General features: G+C 48.9%; 10 protein-coding genes and 1 pseudogene. All 11 read right to left on the bottom strand.

Annotated features, from left to right (window positions below; genetic code table 11):
* Positions 1-86 precede the first annotated feature (86 nt).
* A pseudogene (gene istA, locus AAKU64_RS17215) lies at positions 87-899 on the bottom strand (IS21 family transposase); the annotation flags it as partial.
* 168 nt (positions 900-1067) lie between these two features.
* Positions 1068-1748, bottom strand: a complete 681-nt coding sequence (locus AAKU64_RS17210) for a 2-oxo acid dehydrogenase subunit E2 (RefSeq protein WP_354334365.1) — start codon at positions 1746-1748, stop codon at positions 1068-1070.
* A 155-nt stretch (positions 1749-1903) separates the two neighbouring features.
* The gene (locus AAKU64_RS17205; RefSeq protein ID WP_354334366.1) at positions 1904-3244 is read right to left on the bottom strand and encodes an aminotransferase class I/II-fold pyridoxal phosphate-dependent enzyme; all 1341 of its coding nucleotides are present in this window, start codon (positions 3242-3244) and stop codon (positions 1904-1906) included.
* Position 3245: 1 nt separating this feature from the next.
* Complete coding sequence (locus tag AAKU64_RS17200; RefSeq protein WP_354362538.1) at positions 3246-10742, bottom strand: type I polyketide synthase; 7497 nt, start codon at positions 10740-10742, stop codon at positions 3246-3248.
* A 150-nt stretch (positions 10743-10892) separates the two neighbouring features.
* Positions 10893-12071: a polysaccharide biosynthesis/export family protein gene (locus tag AAKU64_RS17195; RefSeq protein WP_354362537.1), complete on the bottom strand. Its 1179-nt coding sequence runs from the start codon at positions 12069-12071 to the stop codon at positions 10893-10895.
* Positions 12072-12117: 46 nt separating this feature from the next.
* Positions 12118-13536: a mannose-1-phosphate guanylyltransferase/mannose-6-phosphate isomerase gene (locus tag AAKU64_RS17190; protein WP_503012711.1), complete on the bottom strand. Its 1419-nt coding sequence runs from the start codon at positions 13534-13536 to the stop codon at positions 12118-12120.
* A gap of 567 nt (positions 13537-14103) precedes the next feature.
* On the bottom strand, positions 14104-15204 hold the full coding sequence (locus AAKU64_RS17185; RefSeq protein WP_354362535.1) for a glycosyltransferase family 4 protein: 1101 nt from the start codon (positions 15202-15204) through the stop codon (positions 14104-14106).
* Positions 15201-16082 carry an NAD-dependent epimerase/dehydratase family protein gene (locus tag AAKU64_RS17180; RefSeq protein WP_354362534.1) on the bottom strand — a complete coding sequence of 294 codons (882 nt, stop codon included), beginning with the start codon at positions 16080-16082 and terminating at the stop codon, positions 15201-15203. Before AAKU64_RS17180 ends, AAKU64_RS17185 begins: the two co-directional genes overlap by 4 nt.
* 1 nt (position 16083) lies before the next feature.
* Entirely contained in the window at positions 16084-17121 is a 1038-nt protein-coding gene (gene gmd, locus AAKU64_RS17175; RefSeq protein ID WP_354362533.1) for a GDP-mannose 4,6-dehydratase, read from the bottom strand.
* A gap of 76 nt (positions 17122-17197) precedes the next feature.
* Positions 17198-17572, bottom strand: coding sequence for a phosphohexomutase domain-containing protein (locus tag AAKU64_RS17170; protein WP_354362532.1), 375 nt, complete (start codon positions 17570-17572; stop codon positions 17198-17200).
* A gap of 139 nt (positions 17573-17711) precedes the next feature.
* A complete protein-coding gene (locus tag AAKU64_RS17165) occupies positions 17712-18638 on the bottom strand; it encodes a phosphohexomutase domain-containing protein (RefSeq protein ID WP_354362531.1) in 927 nt (308 codons plus the stop codon).
* Positions 18639-18720: the final 82 nt, after the last annotated feature.

Raw genomic sequence — 18720 nt, 5'->3', positions numbered from 1 at the left:
CCATGAAAAAAACAAAAAAATAAAAATAACTGGACTGGCAGTGCTGTAGTTTATGGATCGCTTACGGTCAAACGCAGTACAGCACGTTGACGTTTCTTGCAGCCGTCGAGCAATTGGCTATTCAATGCAGCAAAATCATTTGCCACCGGTAACGGCACCATGAAGTGACGCCGGCTGTAGCCCACCAGTCTTTCCACTTTACCCTTGGCAGGACGTCCGAATTTGTCGTCAAACAGGTTGTAACTCTGTAACTCGGCAAAAGCCTGGGTCCGTCGGCGTTGCCCATCGCCCAATATCTTGGCCACCGCAATCCGGGTGTTGTCGTACAGAATCGATTGTGGCACGCCGCCGAGAAACGCGAAGGCGGCAAGATGTCCATCCAGAAAGGCTTAGGTGTCTTCGGTCGGATACGCCTTGACGAAACACGTGTCCGAATGCGGCATGTCCAGGCAGAAATAGTGGAATCGTACCTTCTTGCCACCGATGTAGCCGTCGGCTTCGCCGAAATCAACCTGGGCATGGCCGGGGCGATGCGCCAGCGGCATGAACACTTCCTTCTGCCGACTGGCCACACCGTTGACGTACTCGCGCACCATGGTGTAACCGCCGCCGTAGCCGTGTTCGTCACGCAGCCGTTCGCGGATACGTACAGCCGTATGGCGCTGTTTCACATGGACTTGCTTATCGGCCTCCAGAATGGCGTCGATGATGGCGACGAACGGCACCAGCGTCGGTGAAACCGGAGCCGGCGCTCGCCGATAACCGGGCGGCGCTGCGAACTGGCACATCTTCCTGACCGTATTGCGATGAATGCCGAAGTAGCGAGCAACCGCACGCTCACTCTTGTTCTCGACCACCACAGCGCGACGTACTTTGACATATATATCCACGGGAAACATACTTTCCGCCTTTCTCATGCACTCTCAAGGGCATAAGACTACAGGCTGGGGTTTGTACACTTTTAACGCGCCATTTATGGCCGTTTCCAGTGCGCTTTCCGGTACATTATTCACGCGGCATTCAAAATAAGAATTTGAGTGGATTTTTGACGTGACAAACAAATCAAATTACTGCAGCGCAGCGCCACTGAGCAAAACTCGCCTTAAGCGCTCGCAAAACCGCATCAACGGCGCGCCATCAATAATGTCATGATCGGCGCCCAGATTCATCTGAATAAAATCTCTTTCAACAGCCAAACCGTTTTCCAGCACCACCCTTTTGTGGATTGCGCCGATTGACAAAGTAAGCGTCATAGGCGTAATAGGAAAAATGACAGCAGGGCCACTGGAGTGCATCCCCATAGAAGTAACTCCCACGGTGCCAACTAACTGCTTAAACATTTGAGGATCATGTCGCATCATGAACCAGACAATTCTTCGAATGAAGCGAGGGGATGAAAAAAATAGCTTATCAAGTGCATTCATCGGTCCGATGTCACCGATCAATGATTTTTTAGCAAGGCGAATTTCCCGGGAAATGTCGCTAATATCTTTACGATTAGCAGCGCGCACGATCTGAGTCACCGGCATAATATGACCATCAATTTCGCGCTCAACCATCAAGGATAGATCAACGTCCTCAAAGATCGTCAGTTTGGATTTTCCATTCCGATAGGCCTGTATTGACTTATCCTCATCCACTGCGCACGCAAAGGATTTGCAGATAAAGCCCGTCAAAGTGATCCGTTCATTATGTTCAAGCGCATATGCCTTAATATGCGTTCTAATGGGTGCGATTTCGACTTCCATCAATAAATTGATAATATTTTTGCGCCGGCCTTCGGCCATAATATCGAGAATAAAATTGCGCAGTTTAGGATAAGGACGACACGAAGCAGCCGCTGGTTTCTGCCGTAGCAGAGCAATAAGTTGTGCGAACGCTTTAGATGCCTCATTGGCTATGATCATAAATTCTTGAGTTCCCCAGCCAACAACTGCACCGTTTTTTCAATTTGTGCCTCGCTATGCTCAGATGATATAAAAAATCTTAGTCGGGCAGACTTTTCAGGAACCGCCGGATAAAGTATCGGCTGTACATTCACACCCTGTTTAAACATGGCGGCAGACAAACGGGCGGCCTTAATAGAACTGCCTACGATGGCTGGAATGACAGCCAATCCCGAACTGGTCCCGGTATTGATGCCTGCATTTTTCGCCAAATTCAGAAAAAACTGTCCACGCGCCTGTAACGACGTAACGCGCTCTGGCTCACATAACATGCACTGCAACGCGGCAAGAGATGCCGCTGCAATCGGAGGTGACATGCCGACGCTGTACAGAAATCCAGGTGCAAGAAATTTCAGATGTTCAACCAGTGCAGTCCCTCCTGCAATATACCCGCCGCATCCAGCGAGCGACTTGGAAAGCGTACCCATCCAGATATCAACATCACTACCTTTAAGAGCAAAATGTTCACGAATACCTGCCCCGGTCTTGCCCATTACGCCCAAAGAATGGGCTTCATCCACCATCAGGAACGCTTTGTGTCGGCGTTTAATTTCAACAAATTGAGGCAGATCGGGATAATCGCCATCCATGCTATAGATACCTTCAACGACGATCAGTACACGTTCAAAATGCTCGCGCTGCTGACTCAAAAGCTCATCCAGCGCCTTGACATCATTATGCGGAAATGACATGCGTTTAGCACCCGATAACATAATGCCTTGCAAGGCGCTGTTATGTATGTACTCATCGTGCAGGACAAGGTCTTTAGGGCCAAACAGATAACCTATCGTGGTGACATTGGTAGCATGGCCGCTGACAAAGACGATAGCATCATCAACTTCATATAGAGCAGCAAGCGCGCTTTCCAGCGCGCGATGACAGGGACGTTCACCTGAGACAGCACGACTAGCAGAAACCGATGTACCGTACTGATCAATCGCTACTTTTGCGGCATTGGCAACCCGCGCATCACCTGATAGACCTAAATAGTTATAACTGGCGTAGTTGATATATTCCTGCCCCCCTACCGAAGTCGTGGCACCGGCTATTCCCTCATGCAACTTGAAGAACGGATTGGTAATTCCCAAACGCGCGCCACCGTCGTTGATGATGCGCAACTGCTGATAGCCTGGGTGCAGGTGGAACTGATAGAACTGCTCGGGCACAGAACTCGTTTTCAGGCTCAACAGCTTTTCTACAGGTGGTTTGTCAAAAGAACGCAGCTTACGCTCTAGGGCCTGCTGTATTAGCCTGTCCTTGATTGCAGAGGTCAACCCAAAAGGTGTTTTAATTGCCATCTCAGCTAATCATCCGATTGTTGATCGCAATACTGTTCGATTCCACGTCCTTAATCAGACTCGCAGCCAATTCGTCAGTTATTTCCGCACCATGCTGTGCTGCGATCTGCGCCACCTGTTGCTGCGCCTCGCTGCGTTCGGCACTGCCTTTAAGAAGCTGAATCAGCTTCTCGGCCAATTTGACGATCGTTGGCGTAGCATTCAGCGTCATCACCGACAGGCGCACACCAAAGCGCGACTCTAGTGCCAGCACCAGCTCTACACCCATGAGTGAATCGAGGCCCATGTCGTAGATAGATAGAGTAGCGTCAATTTTTTCAGGATCAACCCGTAAAATTTCGCCTACTTCATGCTTGATCATTCCAATTACCACTACCTGTAGTTCCTCATCGGACAATTGGGTGAGTAGTTCCTGAATATCATCACTGTTGTCAGAATCTGCTTCAGCATCCTGCTGTGCCATCTCGCTATACTTGGCTGAATTAGCCGCTGGTAGGAAGCGAGCCAAAGCACGCCAGTCCAGTTCAAGCACTCCCAAACCGGAGCGATCTGCGAGCAGCATAGATTCAAGCGCGCCCAGAGCCACTTCCGATTTAAGTGCTGCACCGCCCATGCGGCCCTGCAATGCCTCCTTAATGTCGGCATTCCTTGCCAGGAAACCGGCATCGTCAATCGCACCCCAGCGTACGCAGGTGGCCGGTAATCCGCTAGAACGCCTATTTCTTGCCAACGCTTCCAGTGAAGCATTGCCGGCAACATAGTTACCCTGCCCCGGATTGCCAAACAGCGTGGTTGCCGACGAAAACAAAATAAAATAATCTAGTTCCAAATCTCTGGTCAATTGATGCAGATGATACGCACCCACTACCTTGGGAGCAAGCACCCGCCGGATCTGCTCAGGATTCATATTGCGAATCAGACCATCATCAATCACCATCGCAGCATGAATCAGTCCCTTAATGGGATGGCGACTTTCATCGATCTGTTTGAACAGAGACGATAAAGCAACGACATCAGTCACATCACAGGCGACGGCGCGAACCGAGACCCTCTTAGCCTGCATTGCTGCAATCGCTGTTTTGGCTTCTTCCGACTTTGGACCACTGCGGCTAATCAGCACCAGATGACGTGCGCCTTTACTAACCAGCCATTCGGCAGCCTTCAATCCAAAACCACTCAGCCCGCCAGTGATAAGGTACGTCGCATCAGGATTCAAAGAAAGCTGTTGTTGCTCCAGCTGCACAGCGCTACGGCGACGATACACTGGCTGATGGTAGGTGATAACAATTTTACCGATCTGTCTGGCCTGCTGCATGTAGCGAAACGAAGCAATGATATCGTTGGCCTCAAACACGGTATATGGCAACGGATGAAATACCCCCTCGCCAAACAACTTCATCACCGCTGCAAACAGACGCCGGGTCAAATCAGGTCGAACCTGCATCAACTGATCAGCGTCGACCCCAAAATAGCTGATGTTATTGCGAAACGGACGCAAACCGATTTTAGTATTCTCATAAAAATCGCGCTTACCCAGTTCAATGAAACGACCAAACGGTTTAAGCACCCGGAAATTAGAATTGATGGCCTCACCTGCTAGTGAATTCAGCACAACATCGATCCCTGCACCACTAGTTTTGGCCAAAATTTCATCGGCATAGGCCAGCGACCGTGAATCGTAAATATGTTCAACGCCAAACAGGCGCAAAAAGTCACGCTTCTCGTCAGAACCTGCCGTTGCATGAATTTCTGCACCGATCCATTTGGCGTATTGGATTGCTGCGATGCCTACCCCGCCGGCAGCACCGTGGATCAGTACTTTTTCACCAGGCTGTAATTGCGCCAGAGAATTCAGTGCGTAATACACCGTTAAAAACGTACTCGGTATGGTGGCCGCCGCGGCAAACGTAATGTGTCCAGGAATGAGCGAAATGGCGCTGTCCTGAGTAATTACACGATTACTGAAACTCGCTGGACCAAAACCGACTACCCGATCACCCGCCTTAAAGCCGCTGGTCTTGGATCCTGCTTGTATAACTACGCCAGAAAATTCGAGACCCAGCGTCGGCCCAGCAAATCCGTTTTCTATTGCCTCGTCCGACAGCAGCCCCAGCGCATACATCACGTCCCGAAAATTCAGGCCGGTTGCACGCACCTCAACTTCAATCTGATGCTCGCCTGGCATGATCCTTTCACGCGTTTCCCAATGAAGATTACGCAACTGCCCCGCCGTCTGAAACGCCAGCCTAAGAGTCGGTTCTTCAATCTGAGGCGCTACCACGCCAGTTGGCCGCGGTTCCAGCCGTAAGCGGGTTGCGTAACGTGCACCGCCAGCGCCGAGCATGACTTCCGTCTCTTTATCCGCATACACCAATTCTAGTGCCAGTGACGCGGCAATCACCTCCAACTCATTTGGAGCAACCAAGTCCACCATACGCACCGCGTAATTCGAGGCTTCATTCATCAGAGTGCGGCCAAAACCCCATAGTGCGGCGTCGGCCACCGATGTCAGATCGCCGGAATCACCGAGCAAATCCAAGCACACATTGGCCGTAACTAGCGATACGGTGGTATCGATCTCGGCGGATTCACAAGCCTGAATCAGCGCGGCAGAATCCGCACAACGATCCACCTGCAAATCCAATATAGCCTGCGCCGACTCAACCGGTACGTTCAGCCCGGTCAAGTAAACGATACCATCTAGTTTTTCCGGCATACCCAGTAATAGCGCTTTCATATGAGCAGTGTCACCGGCAGTTTCAATTCTGACCTGATCGCCGCGCGCCACTAGATTTTCTGACAACAGGTCAGCTAGCTTTGAGGAATAGCCGACCTCATCAGCCAATAACAGCCAACTTTTGGCAGGAATACTGCGCACGCTTTGCGAAGTACCTGCCTTCGCAACCAGCACATAGGGGCCTGAGCGGACATCGGCGACCAAATCCTGAGAGTAGGTATCAGTAAACCCCAATAACTGCAACTGGCCCTTCCAAAATTCGGGTTGTGCAGAATGCCAGACAGCACCTTGCTCGTTGGTCTGGCAGCCAAATACGAAGTCCATCCAGCGCGACGGATGCTGACCGAGTAGCAGTAGATTGCCACCATCCACTAGCTGAGATCTGGCATAGTTAAGCACCATAAAGGCCTCGTCCAGCGAAGCAAAATCCAGCTGCACAATAACCAAGTTGCAAAAGGCCTCGGCCGGCGCACCGACTTTACTCGTATTAAAGTGCGGGAAATGTTCTTTTAAAATGACAGCTTCTTGCAAGGCGCTGTCGGAGATACTGGCAAAAGTGAAATCGCTGCAATTGAAGTCTAGACGGGCACAGATGTCCGCTGCAAAAATCGGTAGACCCGTGCTGATCTCTAGCACACCGAGTCGCTGCCCGCTAGGCAAATGATTGAGGCTGAAATCGATCCAGTCACGCACTGTGGAGGTGAGGCTCTGCTTGCCAGCATCCCCTAGCGCCAAGCGAATCAGCGCAGAGTGAGTTGAAGATTCGGACACTAGATGTGCCGGATTGACAGCCCCCGTAAGAAGCTCAGGTAATTTCATGCCAATGCGACCGACTGCCTGAATAATCTGGAAATACTCCGGATAATCGGCAATCAACAAATTCCACAGATCGTTTGCCAGTACCATTTCGCCCGGCAAAATTTGCCAACCATCCTCACGATGCGCAATCAATTGATCATGCTCCGCAAGTGCCAGCAATTGGTTAAAAAATCCAGCAACCTGTGGTGCACACTTTTGTACGTGATTTACTGCGCTGTCAGTAAGCAACCCACTGTCACTCGCCAGCGCCGACAAGGCCTGCAGCGTGAATTGACTGCATAGCGTATCGAGCAACGGTTCGACTTCTTCAGAATACCGATTAAACAACTGTGCATCCTGACATTGCTGAACTACAAAACTTAGTGCAGCCTGCATTTGTGCAAAAGTTACACTTGGAAAAACTGTCGCGAGCGGATGAGGGGCTGGTGTGGCATGGAAATCCAAAAACCGCAATTGATCGATAGCTGCCTTGTGCAGACGTACGCTCTTAAAGCGCGCGTCGGTAATAACGGCAAGTGCGGCCCCCTCGCTGTCGTACACGGTAAATTCAGCCGTAAGCGAATGAGGCGAACGTTTCAACAGCGTCGCATGCGCACTGTACGGCAAGGTGTCGGATTTCAGAAATACAATCCGCCCCATGCGAACCGGAATATAGGCCATGCCGTCATGCAAAAGCGCATCTTCTTTCAACAATTGAATGATCAACTGAAACGTGCAATCCAGAATACCAGGGTGCAGATGGGTGTTACCAAGATCGGAACTCGAAGGGCGCTCTGCCAACAGCATAAGCGCGCTGGCCCCATCGACCCAACCATGGTCGATGCGCTGAAACTCCTCGCCATAATGCAGACCTGCTGCGCGAGTCAACACATCATGACTTGACTGGGTAAAGTCTGGTGTGTGTAACGGCAGCTCTAAAGACGGCGCTTGCAACGTGCCCGGCTCAGTCAATATCCGTGCCGTTGCATGTACAACCCAGGGTTCAGTACCTGCAACATCGCGACCGCTAATACTAATACTACCGTCAGCCGGCGCGATGTGTACCCGGATTAGCTTCGCCTGTTTGTCGCTTAAAATCAGGGGTGCGCGGATTTCCAATTCTTCAACGGTAACCAGTTTTCCGGGTTTCCATGCCAGCGCTGCGGCCAAGACTAGCTCCACAAAACCAGTACCAGGAAATACCACGTGCTCACCCACCACGTGATCGGCCAGCCCCGGTAGCAACTGGGTGTCAATCTGATTCTCCCAGCACAATTCCTGCTGTTGAAGCGGATAGCCTAACAAAGGATGTACCTTAAACCGGCTCAACAATCCAATCGATGCAGGCGAATTCGTGTACCAGTGACGTTCGCGCTGCCAAGGATAAGTTGGCAGCGTCATGAATTTACCCGGTACGACAAACAGCTTATTCCATTCCACATTGGCGCCAGCTATCAGAGTCAGGTGCACAGCAGCCCGGATGCGTTCTGGCGCATCGTCATTTTTGGCAAGAGTAGTGATTACACGACCTTCCTGCCCGGTATCTTTGAGGCAGTCGTTCAAATAACTGCGCAAGACTGCATGCGGTCCGACTTCAATAAAAACTGTCTGGCCAGCAGCAAGAATCTGTTTGCAGGCCTGTTCAAACAAAACTGGATTACGAATGTTGCGCCACCAGTAGTCGGTATGTAATTCTTTGCCATCCAGCAACGCACCGGTAACCGTTGAATAAAACGGAATACTGCCACTCACCGGACGTATGTCCGCTAAGGTTTTCCGGATACTCTGTTCAATCGAATCCATTTCCGGGCTGTGGAACGCATAGTCAAGTGGCAGTCGTTTGAACGGTATGCTACCTTCACGCAACGCCCGTTCTAGTTTGCTCAGGTGATCAGGTGCACCTGCTACCGTAATGCCGCGGGAACTGTTTACACCGGCTACAGTCAGGCTGTCCGGTTCCATCAGGGTTTGTGCAGCAGCCAGGCTGCAGCCAACTGCCGTCATCTGTCCACGCCCTTTGGTCGTACCTTGCGCAGCACTGCGGAAATAAATAACCTTAACTGCATCTTCCAGGGTAAGCGAACCAGAAGCCCAGGCGGCGGCCACTTCACCAACGCTATGACCAGCCGCGGCAACCGGCATAATCCCGTTCTGCGCCAGCATATTAGTTACGCCAACCTGTAAGGCAAATAGTGTGGGCTGCGCGATTTCAGTCAGGTCATAGCGATCACCGTTTTTACCGGCCAGCTCTTCTTCTAGAGAAAAATCACCATACTTCCTGAAAATAGAATCAATTTCACGCACAGCGGTGACAAATACGGTTGATTCCTGTAGCAGCCGTGCCCCCATGCTGAACCACTGTGAGCCGTTGCCAGAATAAATAAATACCGGACCGGAGGGCTTGGCTAACGCCACACCACTGCTGACCTGAGTGCTACCCCCATCTGCAAACGCCGCCAAAGCGCTGGCAATGGCCGCGGTAGAAGTGCCGCTAGCAACCAGCCTGTGCGCGTGTGCTTCACGGTTAAAAATAGTGTTGTAACTGACGTCGAATAGCGCAGAGTCAGGTTGATCCTGCATAAAACCGACAAACTCCTTGGCCGCCTGCTTCAATGCCGCCGCATTCTTAGCCGATAGCATGACCGGAAATTCCGTATTTTTTAGAGCAACTACTGGATTGACCGGATTAGGCAGTGCACTCTCCAGAATCACGTGCGCATTCGCACCACCAAAACCAAAAGAATTAATTCCTACAACTAACTTCCCAGTTTTTTTAAGCTCAAGATTTTCAGTGACAACAGCTACATTCAGATCCGCGAAATCAATATTGGGATTGAGTGTTTTGATACCGATGGTAGCAGGCACAACTCGATGCATTATTGTGTGTAGTGCCTTGACAAGACCAGCAACACCAGAGGCAGCTTCCATATGACCCAGATTGCTTTTTACCGAGCCAATAGGGAGTGGTGTAGCGCGCTGTTGCCCAAGTGCAAGGCCAATAGCACGCGTTTCGATGGGATCGCCAACCACAGTGCCAGTACCGTGCGCTTCTAGATAATCAATGGCGGAAGGATCGATGCCAGCGCGGGCATAGGTAGATACCAGTAAATCTGCTTGAGCCTGCGCACTTGGCACAGTCAAGCCGGATTTTTTACCGTCTGTATTAACACCAGAACCGGCCACAACGGCCAGAATATGATCACCATCGGCTAACGCTTGGTTGTAATCCTTCAGCAAAAATATACCACCGCCTTCGGATCGCACATAGCCGTCACCGGCTGCATCAAACACCTGACAGCGTCCAACGCGAGATAGCATCGAGGCTTTGGAGAACGTAATAAACCCATAGGGATGCAAATGCAGACTCACGCCACCGGCCAGCGCATGGGTACATTCGCCGGAACGGATAGCCTGACAAGCCTGATGAAATGCGACTAAAGAGGAAGAACAGGCCGTATCAATAGCCATACTCGGACCGCGCAAATCCAACACATAGGATAGCCGGTTGGCTGCGATACTAGAGGTGTTACCGGTAGCAGTACTAGAATCAACCGTACTCAAATCATCTGCTAGGCGAATGGAGTAATCGTTGCTGGCAATGCCGATGTACACTCCGCAATGGCTGCCGCGTATACTAGACGGTTTAATACCAGCATTTTCAAGCGTTTCCCAACTCATTTCAAGCAAGAGCCGCTGCTGCGGATCCATAAGTGCAGCTTCACGCGGTGAAATACCAAAAAAACTGGCATCAAATTTACTTATATCGCCAACAGAACCAGCTGCAAACGTATAACTGGTGCCGGGATTATTTTTGCCGGGGTGACGAAATGTATCCATCGCCCAACGCTCAGGCTCTACCTCGGTGACCAGATCACGGCCGGCGAGCAAATCGGACCAGTATTGACTGGTAGTGGTGCTTGGAAATCGAAACGCATGGCCTATTACCGCAATTTTCTTCGTCATCGTTATGCTTAAAAATTATGTTCAATTAAATAATTTAATTTATTTATTATATTTTCAATAATATATTATTATTCGGTTTAAATTTATACTCTCTACGCTGTATCAGATATCGTCACACCCACTCATGCGAAAATCCATTCACCAGATCAGTTAAAACTTAAGCGTCCCCACATTCACAATCGGATAAATCACGGAAACCACAATATTCAGGAATTTCTGCAAATCAGCAGCAGGCGCATTTGATACAAAAATCACATCTTTGTTATTAACCGGAAAACTCTGAGCTACAAAAAAGCTGGCAGGATCTTTCATATTCAACTGATAAATAACCGGCACCTTGCCGTCTGGAGTGGTCTGCGGATGAGTGACCCAATCCAGCGCCTTGGCGTCTTCCAGGCGAAACACAAATACCGCACGTGCATCAGCGCGGCTATCATCAAGCCCACCAGCACGAGCCAGAGCCTGGGCTAGAGAAATACCCTGCGCCTCAAAATCGATTTCTTGGTTTTTTCCTACGGCACCTAAAACCGAGAAGGTCTGTGACTGATACAGGGCCGTAATCACGTCACCAGGCTGTAACACAATATTTTGCTTAGGATCGCTAATAATTGTATTTAGCGGCAAGGCCTGCATTTGCGCGCCACGCGTCAACTGCAGCGAGATCTTGCTCACAGACTGGCGCACACCACCTGCTGTGGCAAGCGCATCTAGCAAACGTTCACCGCGCGCTGTAAGCGGCATACGAGTACTGGTAGCGACTTCACCGATAACAGTAACGTTGGCCGTATTATTTTTGATCACACGTACTAGAACCTGAGGCTGATTGGCTTTGCCCTTTAAAGCTTCAACCAACTGCGCGCCGATCTGCTCGGGCGTTTTCCCTTCCGAAGGAAGCTGACCTGCAAAGGGAATGGTGATCATACCGTTGCTGCTGACCATCTGTTCTGGAAATACTGTCACATGTGTAGTACTTGGCCCGCCACGCGGATCAACCACTGCGCCACCAAACAACATGGCGGGCGGCGCCTCCCAGACGGACACCTCAATCACGTCACCTGCACCAACAACATAGCCGTTGTTCGCAGCACCATTAAATGTTTCCGAAAACAGGTTTTTTTTATGTGTCGCCAGCAACTTGCGTGCCACACCGTCATTCACATCGACGAGTTGTATCCCTTCAATATGATGCGAATCACGATTTGCCAGCACCGACTGACGGCTCGGACCGTCAGAAGACAGCCAGTCCGGCGCAGTAGCACAACCACTTAAAACAGTTGCAGCAAGCAACGCCAAGGTAGGGAATAAAAAGGCATTATTAAAATATTTCAATTGGCTAAATCCAGTTAAATTAACACTTAAAAAATCCGCATGCCGCTCAAACACGCTTGTAATCATCCTCAAAACGCACGATATCGTCTTCTCCCAAATAGCTGCCAGATTGCACCTCGATCAAAAAGAGCGGCAATCTGCCAACATTCTCCAGTCTGTGTGTCTGTCCGATAGGGATATACGTTGACTCATTTTCATGCAATAACTTCACCTCATTCCCACAAACCACCTTGGCCGTACCGGAAACGACAATCCAATGTTCAGCCCTGTGATAATGCATCTGTAAAGATAGCTTCGCACCTGGTTTCACCATGATGCGCTTAACCTGAAACCGATCTCCGATATCAATTCCTTCGTAATATCCCCAAGGCCGATACATACGCTGATGTACAAGATGCTCAGACCGCTCAGCCTTCTTCAGATACTCTACAGTTTGCTTTACGTCCTGCGCCAAATCTTTGTGCATAACTAGCACCGCATCTGCCGTCTCGACAATCACCAAATCTTTCACGCCAATAGCTGCCACCATACGCGACTCGGCGCGAATGTAAGAGTTACTAGATTGATCTGCATATACGTCCCCGCGCAGCGAATTGCCCTGCGCATCTGTCGACGTCGCATCGGCCAATGCGGACCAAGAACCAATATCGCTCCAGCCAATGTTGACTGTCACCATGGCTGCCGACTTGGTATGTTCCATGACCGCATAATCGATAGACTCTGACGGGCAGGTCGCAAACACCGCCTCATCCAAACGACAGAAATCTAGATCGCGAACGCTATGTTCCCATGCCTCGCGTGCCGCCTTATAAATATCGGGTCGGAACGCCTGCAGTTCACGAAGATAAACTGACGCTTTAAAGACAAACATCCCACTGTTCCAGAAAAAATCGCCCGACGCGAGAAACGATTTGGCTATTTCCTGATTAGGCTTCTCAACGAAGCGCGCAACATTATAAGCTGGATGATCGATGTTTAATGCAGCACCGCGCTCGATATAACCAAAGCCGGTAGAAGGAGAGTCCGGCTCAATACCGAAGGTTACCAACTGGTCTTGATTGGCCAGTGCGAGTGCAGCATGAATAGCTTTGTGAAATGCTGCCACATTAGCAATAAGATGGTCAGCCGGCAATACTAGTAGCACCGCATCGGTATCCTGCTCCTGAGCCGCAAACGCAGCAATAGCCACTGCCGGAGCAGTGTTTCTTCCCACTGGTTCCAGTATCTCCATCAAGGGCGGCTTGTTAATCTCCAGCAGTTGCTCAGCTACCAGAAACCTGTGTGCATTGTTGCAGACCACCAGTGGAGCAGATATACCTGGGAAGTCACTAAGGCGCAGAAGAGACTCCTGAAACAGAGTGTTTTCTGAAGCAAGTTTTAGAAATTGTTTGGGTAAAGCGGCGCGAGACAATGGCCATAAACGTGTGCCGGAACCACCTGAGAGAATGACTGGATAAATCATAATTATTCTTTAAAAAAGTAAGTATAAAAAGTAAAGCCTCAGCGAGGTAAAGGTAATCTCCCCATCTTTAGCATGCCACATTGGTATATACCTATGCAGTCAATACAAAAAGCTGCATCGGGGTGAAACCATCCAGCGCCATATTTGGGTTTTGTTATTGTAATTCTTTAAACATTGCTTTGTGAACTCCTGTACTTCGTTGACTGAATTAAACAGCTATTGCGCTAGGTAAAAGAACTGGCTGTTTACTCATTCTAAATGGGCAGGAAACCGAGCGGCTGTCATCCGAACTTTATGGATATAGTCAAAACCACCAGTATTGAGCCTCAACGCTGATTGGAACAGTCCTTAGCAAAATTATCCATCCACATAAATAGCCGCATTAAAAAATTTTCTGTCGCCGCACGTCCAACACAAAATCTTTCTTTTGGACGGTTGGAAGCGTTGACCCTTGCATTCGACGAGCCATCTTTAATTGATATTTTCTAAAAACTGCAACTTTACACCATCCTAAATTTAGCCTGTAACGAACGAAATAAGTGGCTAATTTATTAAAAAATAAATGGCGTATTAAATCTTTAAATAGACATCTAAGGTATTCCTTACACAGGTATCCCAATTATATTTTTTAGCCACCTGCAATCCTTTTTTTACAGCAGAGTCACGCCAACTTAAATCAATAAGAGCTATTTCGAGAGCACTGCAGAAATCATCCGAGTTATCGGGGTCAACAAGCATCGTCGCCCCTGCTGAAACTTCAGGCAAAGTAGATTGATTAGAGGTAATGACTGGAACACCACAGGCCATTGCTTCTGCAACCGGCAGACCAAAACCCTCATAAATCGATGGATATGCAAACAGATGCGCTCCAGCGTAAATCGCCGGTAGATCCGCTTCAGGTACGTATCCCAAATAATGCAGCCACCCGGCCTTTTGAGCTGACTCAATCAACGCATGGATATGTTCGCTTTGCCAACCCTTCCCACCCACCAAAACCAAAGGGAATTGCGCAAGAATCTTGGCAGGCAAGCGACTATACGCAGCCAAAAGTTTATCTATCCGCTTGCGAGGTTCAATGGTAGAAACGCACAACGAATAGCCGCCAGGTTTTAACCCATAGTTCTGCAACACGGGTTTCAGTTCGTCTGGTGTACAAGGACAGAAAAGTGGAGAGACGCCCAAATGCACTGCAGTTATGCGCTCCGCCGGCCAGGAAAAATACTGAATAACCTCCTGACGGGTAACTTCTGAATCAGTTAACAAATGCGTTGCAATCTGCAAGGTCTCATGAAACAACTTTTCAAATTGCCGGATACGCTCAATCGGATGTGTCTCTGGAAATTTAAAAACCGACAGATCATGCACGGTAGCCACGGCCTTATCTGCATAGTTCGGCAAGAAATAATTCGGTGAATGAAACACCTCACCTTTACAGGTTTGCCTCCAACACCAATCCGCTGACCATTTAGGTAATTTAAACAGTGGCTTTTTAAAGCGGATCTGACTGCCAGCCAATAAATCGGTTGGCTCAATTATCCACTGTCCATTACGGTAGTAACGTACCTGCTCTATTTCAGGCAACTGCGCCATACGGCTGGTCAGTTCCCACGCATAGCGACCTATGCCAGACAGTGGTGGTGTAAGCGCATCTACTGCAAGTATTAACTTCAAACTGGTTCCTCCAACATCCATTTTAGTGTTTCACGCAATGGAATGTCAGACACGTCACCAATAGCAGCCTCGAGCCGCGCCCTGCTTCCAACCAACCGGTGTACTTCATTGGTACGCACAAAGGCCGGATTCACTTTTATTTCAGGATTATGACTGGTCAGTTCGCGCATCATTTGTATTACTTCCAGCAGCGAATGTCCTTTGCCGGAACAGATATTGAATACTTCACCTGATCGCCCTGCTTCGAGTAACAAGCGATAACTGTTAACGACAGTACGCACATCTGAAAAATCACGCACCACATCAAGATTGCCCAACTCCAGCACAGCAGCACGCCGACGGAAATGGTCTACGATCTTAGGCAACAAAAAGTTTAATGTTTGTCCAGCCCCCGTATAATTAAATGGACGAACCATAGTAATCGGTAACTGATCGTTCCACAGACTCGCCATATATTCCATCGCCAGTTTGCTTACAGCATAGTCATTGGCTGGAGCAGCAGGAACAGTTTCATCTATCGGCCCTACGATGGCGTTGCCATAAATATTAGCGCTGCTTGCCAGCAACACAGAGCGCGGTGTGCAGCCACTTTTAGAAACGGCCTCGAGCAAGTTACGCGTACCAACTACATTGGTACGGTAAATAGCTTCCACATCGCCGTGCGCAACAAAGGCAATAGCAGCCAGATGCACGACAACATCCGGTTTAACCTGGGCTAAAGCTTCCACCAATCCGGCACGATCCAATAAGTCACACGCCAGCACACCCTCCGCTGGCTCATGGCTTAAGCCTGTGACCGCATAGCCCGCTTGGCGCAAAGTCTGCGCCATATAATGCCCTGTGAAACCGTTAATGCCAGTAATAAGCGCGGTGGCCACGTTAGAATCCGTTGCCGTTTTCGTTACGACGAATATCTGCTACTACCATCATTGCACATAGCTCTTCCAATGTTGTTTTAGGTTCCCAGCCCAGTTCGGTTCTAGCTTTTTCCGCACTACCGATGAGCAGTTCAACTTCTGCAGGACGATAAAACTTTGGATTTACTCGCACCAGTGTTTTGCCACTAGCACTGTCAACAGCAACTTCATTTTCAGCATTGCCTTTCCATTCTAGGTCAAAGCCGGCGGCCTTGGCTGCCATGGTGACAAAGTCACGCACTGTTTCTGTTCGATTGGTAGCCAGTACATATGTATCTGGTTTGTCTGCCTGCAACATACGCCACATACCTTCCACATATTCCTTGGCAAAGCCCCAGTCACGCTTGGCATCCATGTTGCCCAGTTCGAGCACTTCGCTTTTACCTAGCTTGATTTTAGCCATACCATCAGTGATCTTACGGGTGACAAATTCAAGGCCGCGCAATGGTGATTCATGATTGAACAGAATGCCGCTCGAACCAAAAATATCATAACTTTCACGGTAGTTGATAGTCATCCAGTGAGCGTATAACTTAGCAACGCCGTAGGGACTACGTGGATAGAATGGCGTGCTCTCAATTTGTGGAATAGCCTGTACTTTACCAAACATTTCGGACGTACTCGCTTGGTAAAAACGAATTTTTGGATTAACGATACGAATTGCCTCGAGCAGATGAACTGGACCCAGACCGGTAATATGACCCGTAGTGATCGGCTGATCAAACGACACACCGACAAAACTTTGAGCAGCCAGATTATAAACTTCGGTAGCGCCGGTTGATTCCAACAAACGAATGCTCGAACCCAAATCTGTCAGATCGTATTCAACAAGGTGTAAATTAGGATGTGTTTGTACCCCGAGATCTTGGAGCCGCCAGAAATTGGAGGAGCTTGTACGGCGGAAAGTACCGTAGACAGTGTAGCCTTTTTCGAGAAGTAATTCTGTGAGGTAAGCGCCGTCTTGACCGGTGATTCCCGTGATGAGTGCTGTTTTAGTCAATTTTATTTCCCTTACTGAAAATTAAGAATAATGATTCGATAGATTAATAATGTTAGTTAGTTCGTTTTGAATTACGTTAAGTTTGATTGTCTCTGTGGGCAATCCCTCCTAATATTGATCTGGTAATATTTTCTGCAGCATCTGTTGAAGTGGACTCAGAATAACAACGCAGCTCTGGTGCGTTCCCTGAGGGTCGTAAATGAATGACATTTTGATTATCAAAAGTTATCCTTAAGCCATCAGTATTATCCAAATGCACAGGCAATCCATATTCATCACCGATAAACGTACTCAAAAGTACTGGATCATTTCTCCAAGCCTGCAACAAACTTTTGCTGGTTTCCACTGGAAAGTTTTGCAATCGATCACTAGCGGTAAAGCGTGACGGCAGTGCTTTGATAACGGCCGAAACCGATAGCTCCGCACTACTGGCTGCAGCCAATACAGCCAAAGCAGGCAGTACGGCATCCCGAGTTGGCAGTGGTGCCAATTCACGTCTGTTGAGGACAATTCCAGATCCCAGCCCGCCCCGTTAGCCTCAAAGCCGGCAACAGATTTTGATTCCTCTACTAATTGCTGCATACCCGCAATCACATAAGTCGAACCGATTTTTGTGCGCACAACAGTTTCAAAATAATTACTTTTTCTATTGCAGTGTTACAGCTGACCGGCAAGACCAATGCCTGGATACCCAGATAACGTGCACAAACCAGACCTACAATATCACCACGCAGCCAGTTACCCTGTTCTTCACTGATTAAAGGCCGATCGCCATCTCCGTCGGTGGAGATGATCGCATCAAAATTGTACTCGGCGGACCACGCATGGCCGCGAGCTACGTCCTCTGTAGAAACGGCCTCAGTGTTAATAGGAACAAATATTTCGGCACGACCGAGGCTAACTACCTGTGCCCCCAACGCTTCCAAAATTCGCTTGAAAGAATCTCTGGCCACACTGGAATGTTCAGACAGACCTAAACGTTTACCGGATAGCATGCCGTCAGGAAAAAATTGAATGTAGCGCTGTTCATAAGCAGTTACAGCAAGAGTATTTATATTGGCCAAAGGTGCTGGTGTGTCTAGTTCATGCAACTCAATTTCCATGGCCTGAATTGCCAATTCATCCGCTTTGCTTATTTCGCCATCAGGTCGATAAAACTTGATCCCATTGCGATCAAAAGGAATATGACTACCGGTCACCATAATGGCCGGAATCTGTTCGGACTGTGCGTGCAATGCTAACGCTGGCGTAGGTAATGCGCCACAAAAATCTACTTGCATACCGGCGGCTTGAATCGCCTGCGCACAGGCTTCGGCAATACCTGGACTGTTTGGACGTAAATCCATATCTAACGCGATGCGATTAAATTGAAATGAACGTAGCATGATTAGTATGAATGCGGCAGCATAGGCGGCACACACGTCATTAGTCATGTGTTCAACCAAACCACGTGTACCACTGATACCGAAACTAACCCCACTGGACTTCATCAATTCTTTGATATATATTTTTTTCAATGTATTACAACCATTTCTAAAAATTTATGGGTATCACTAGCATCGAAAATATAAATTTTTTTCATCTAAAAGAATATAAAAA

It is taken from the genome of Undibacterium sp. GrIS 1.8 (assembly GCF_040544445.1).
In the GTDB taxonomy this organism is placed as follows: Bacteria; Pseudomonadota; Gammaproteobacteria; order Burkholderiales; family Burkholderiaceae_D; genus Undibacterium.
This window is presented reverse-complemented; position numbering and strand designations above follow the sequence as displayed.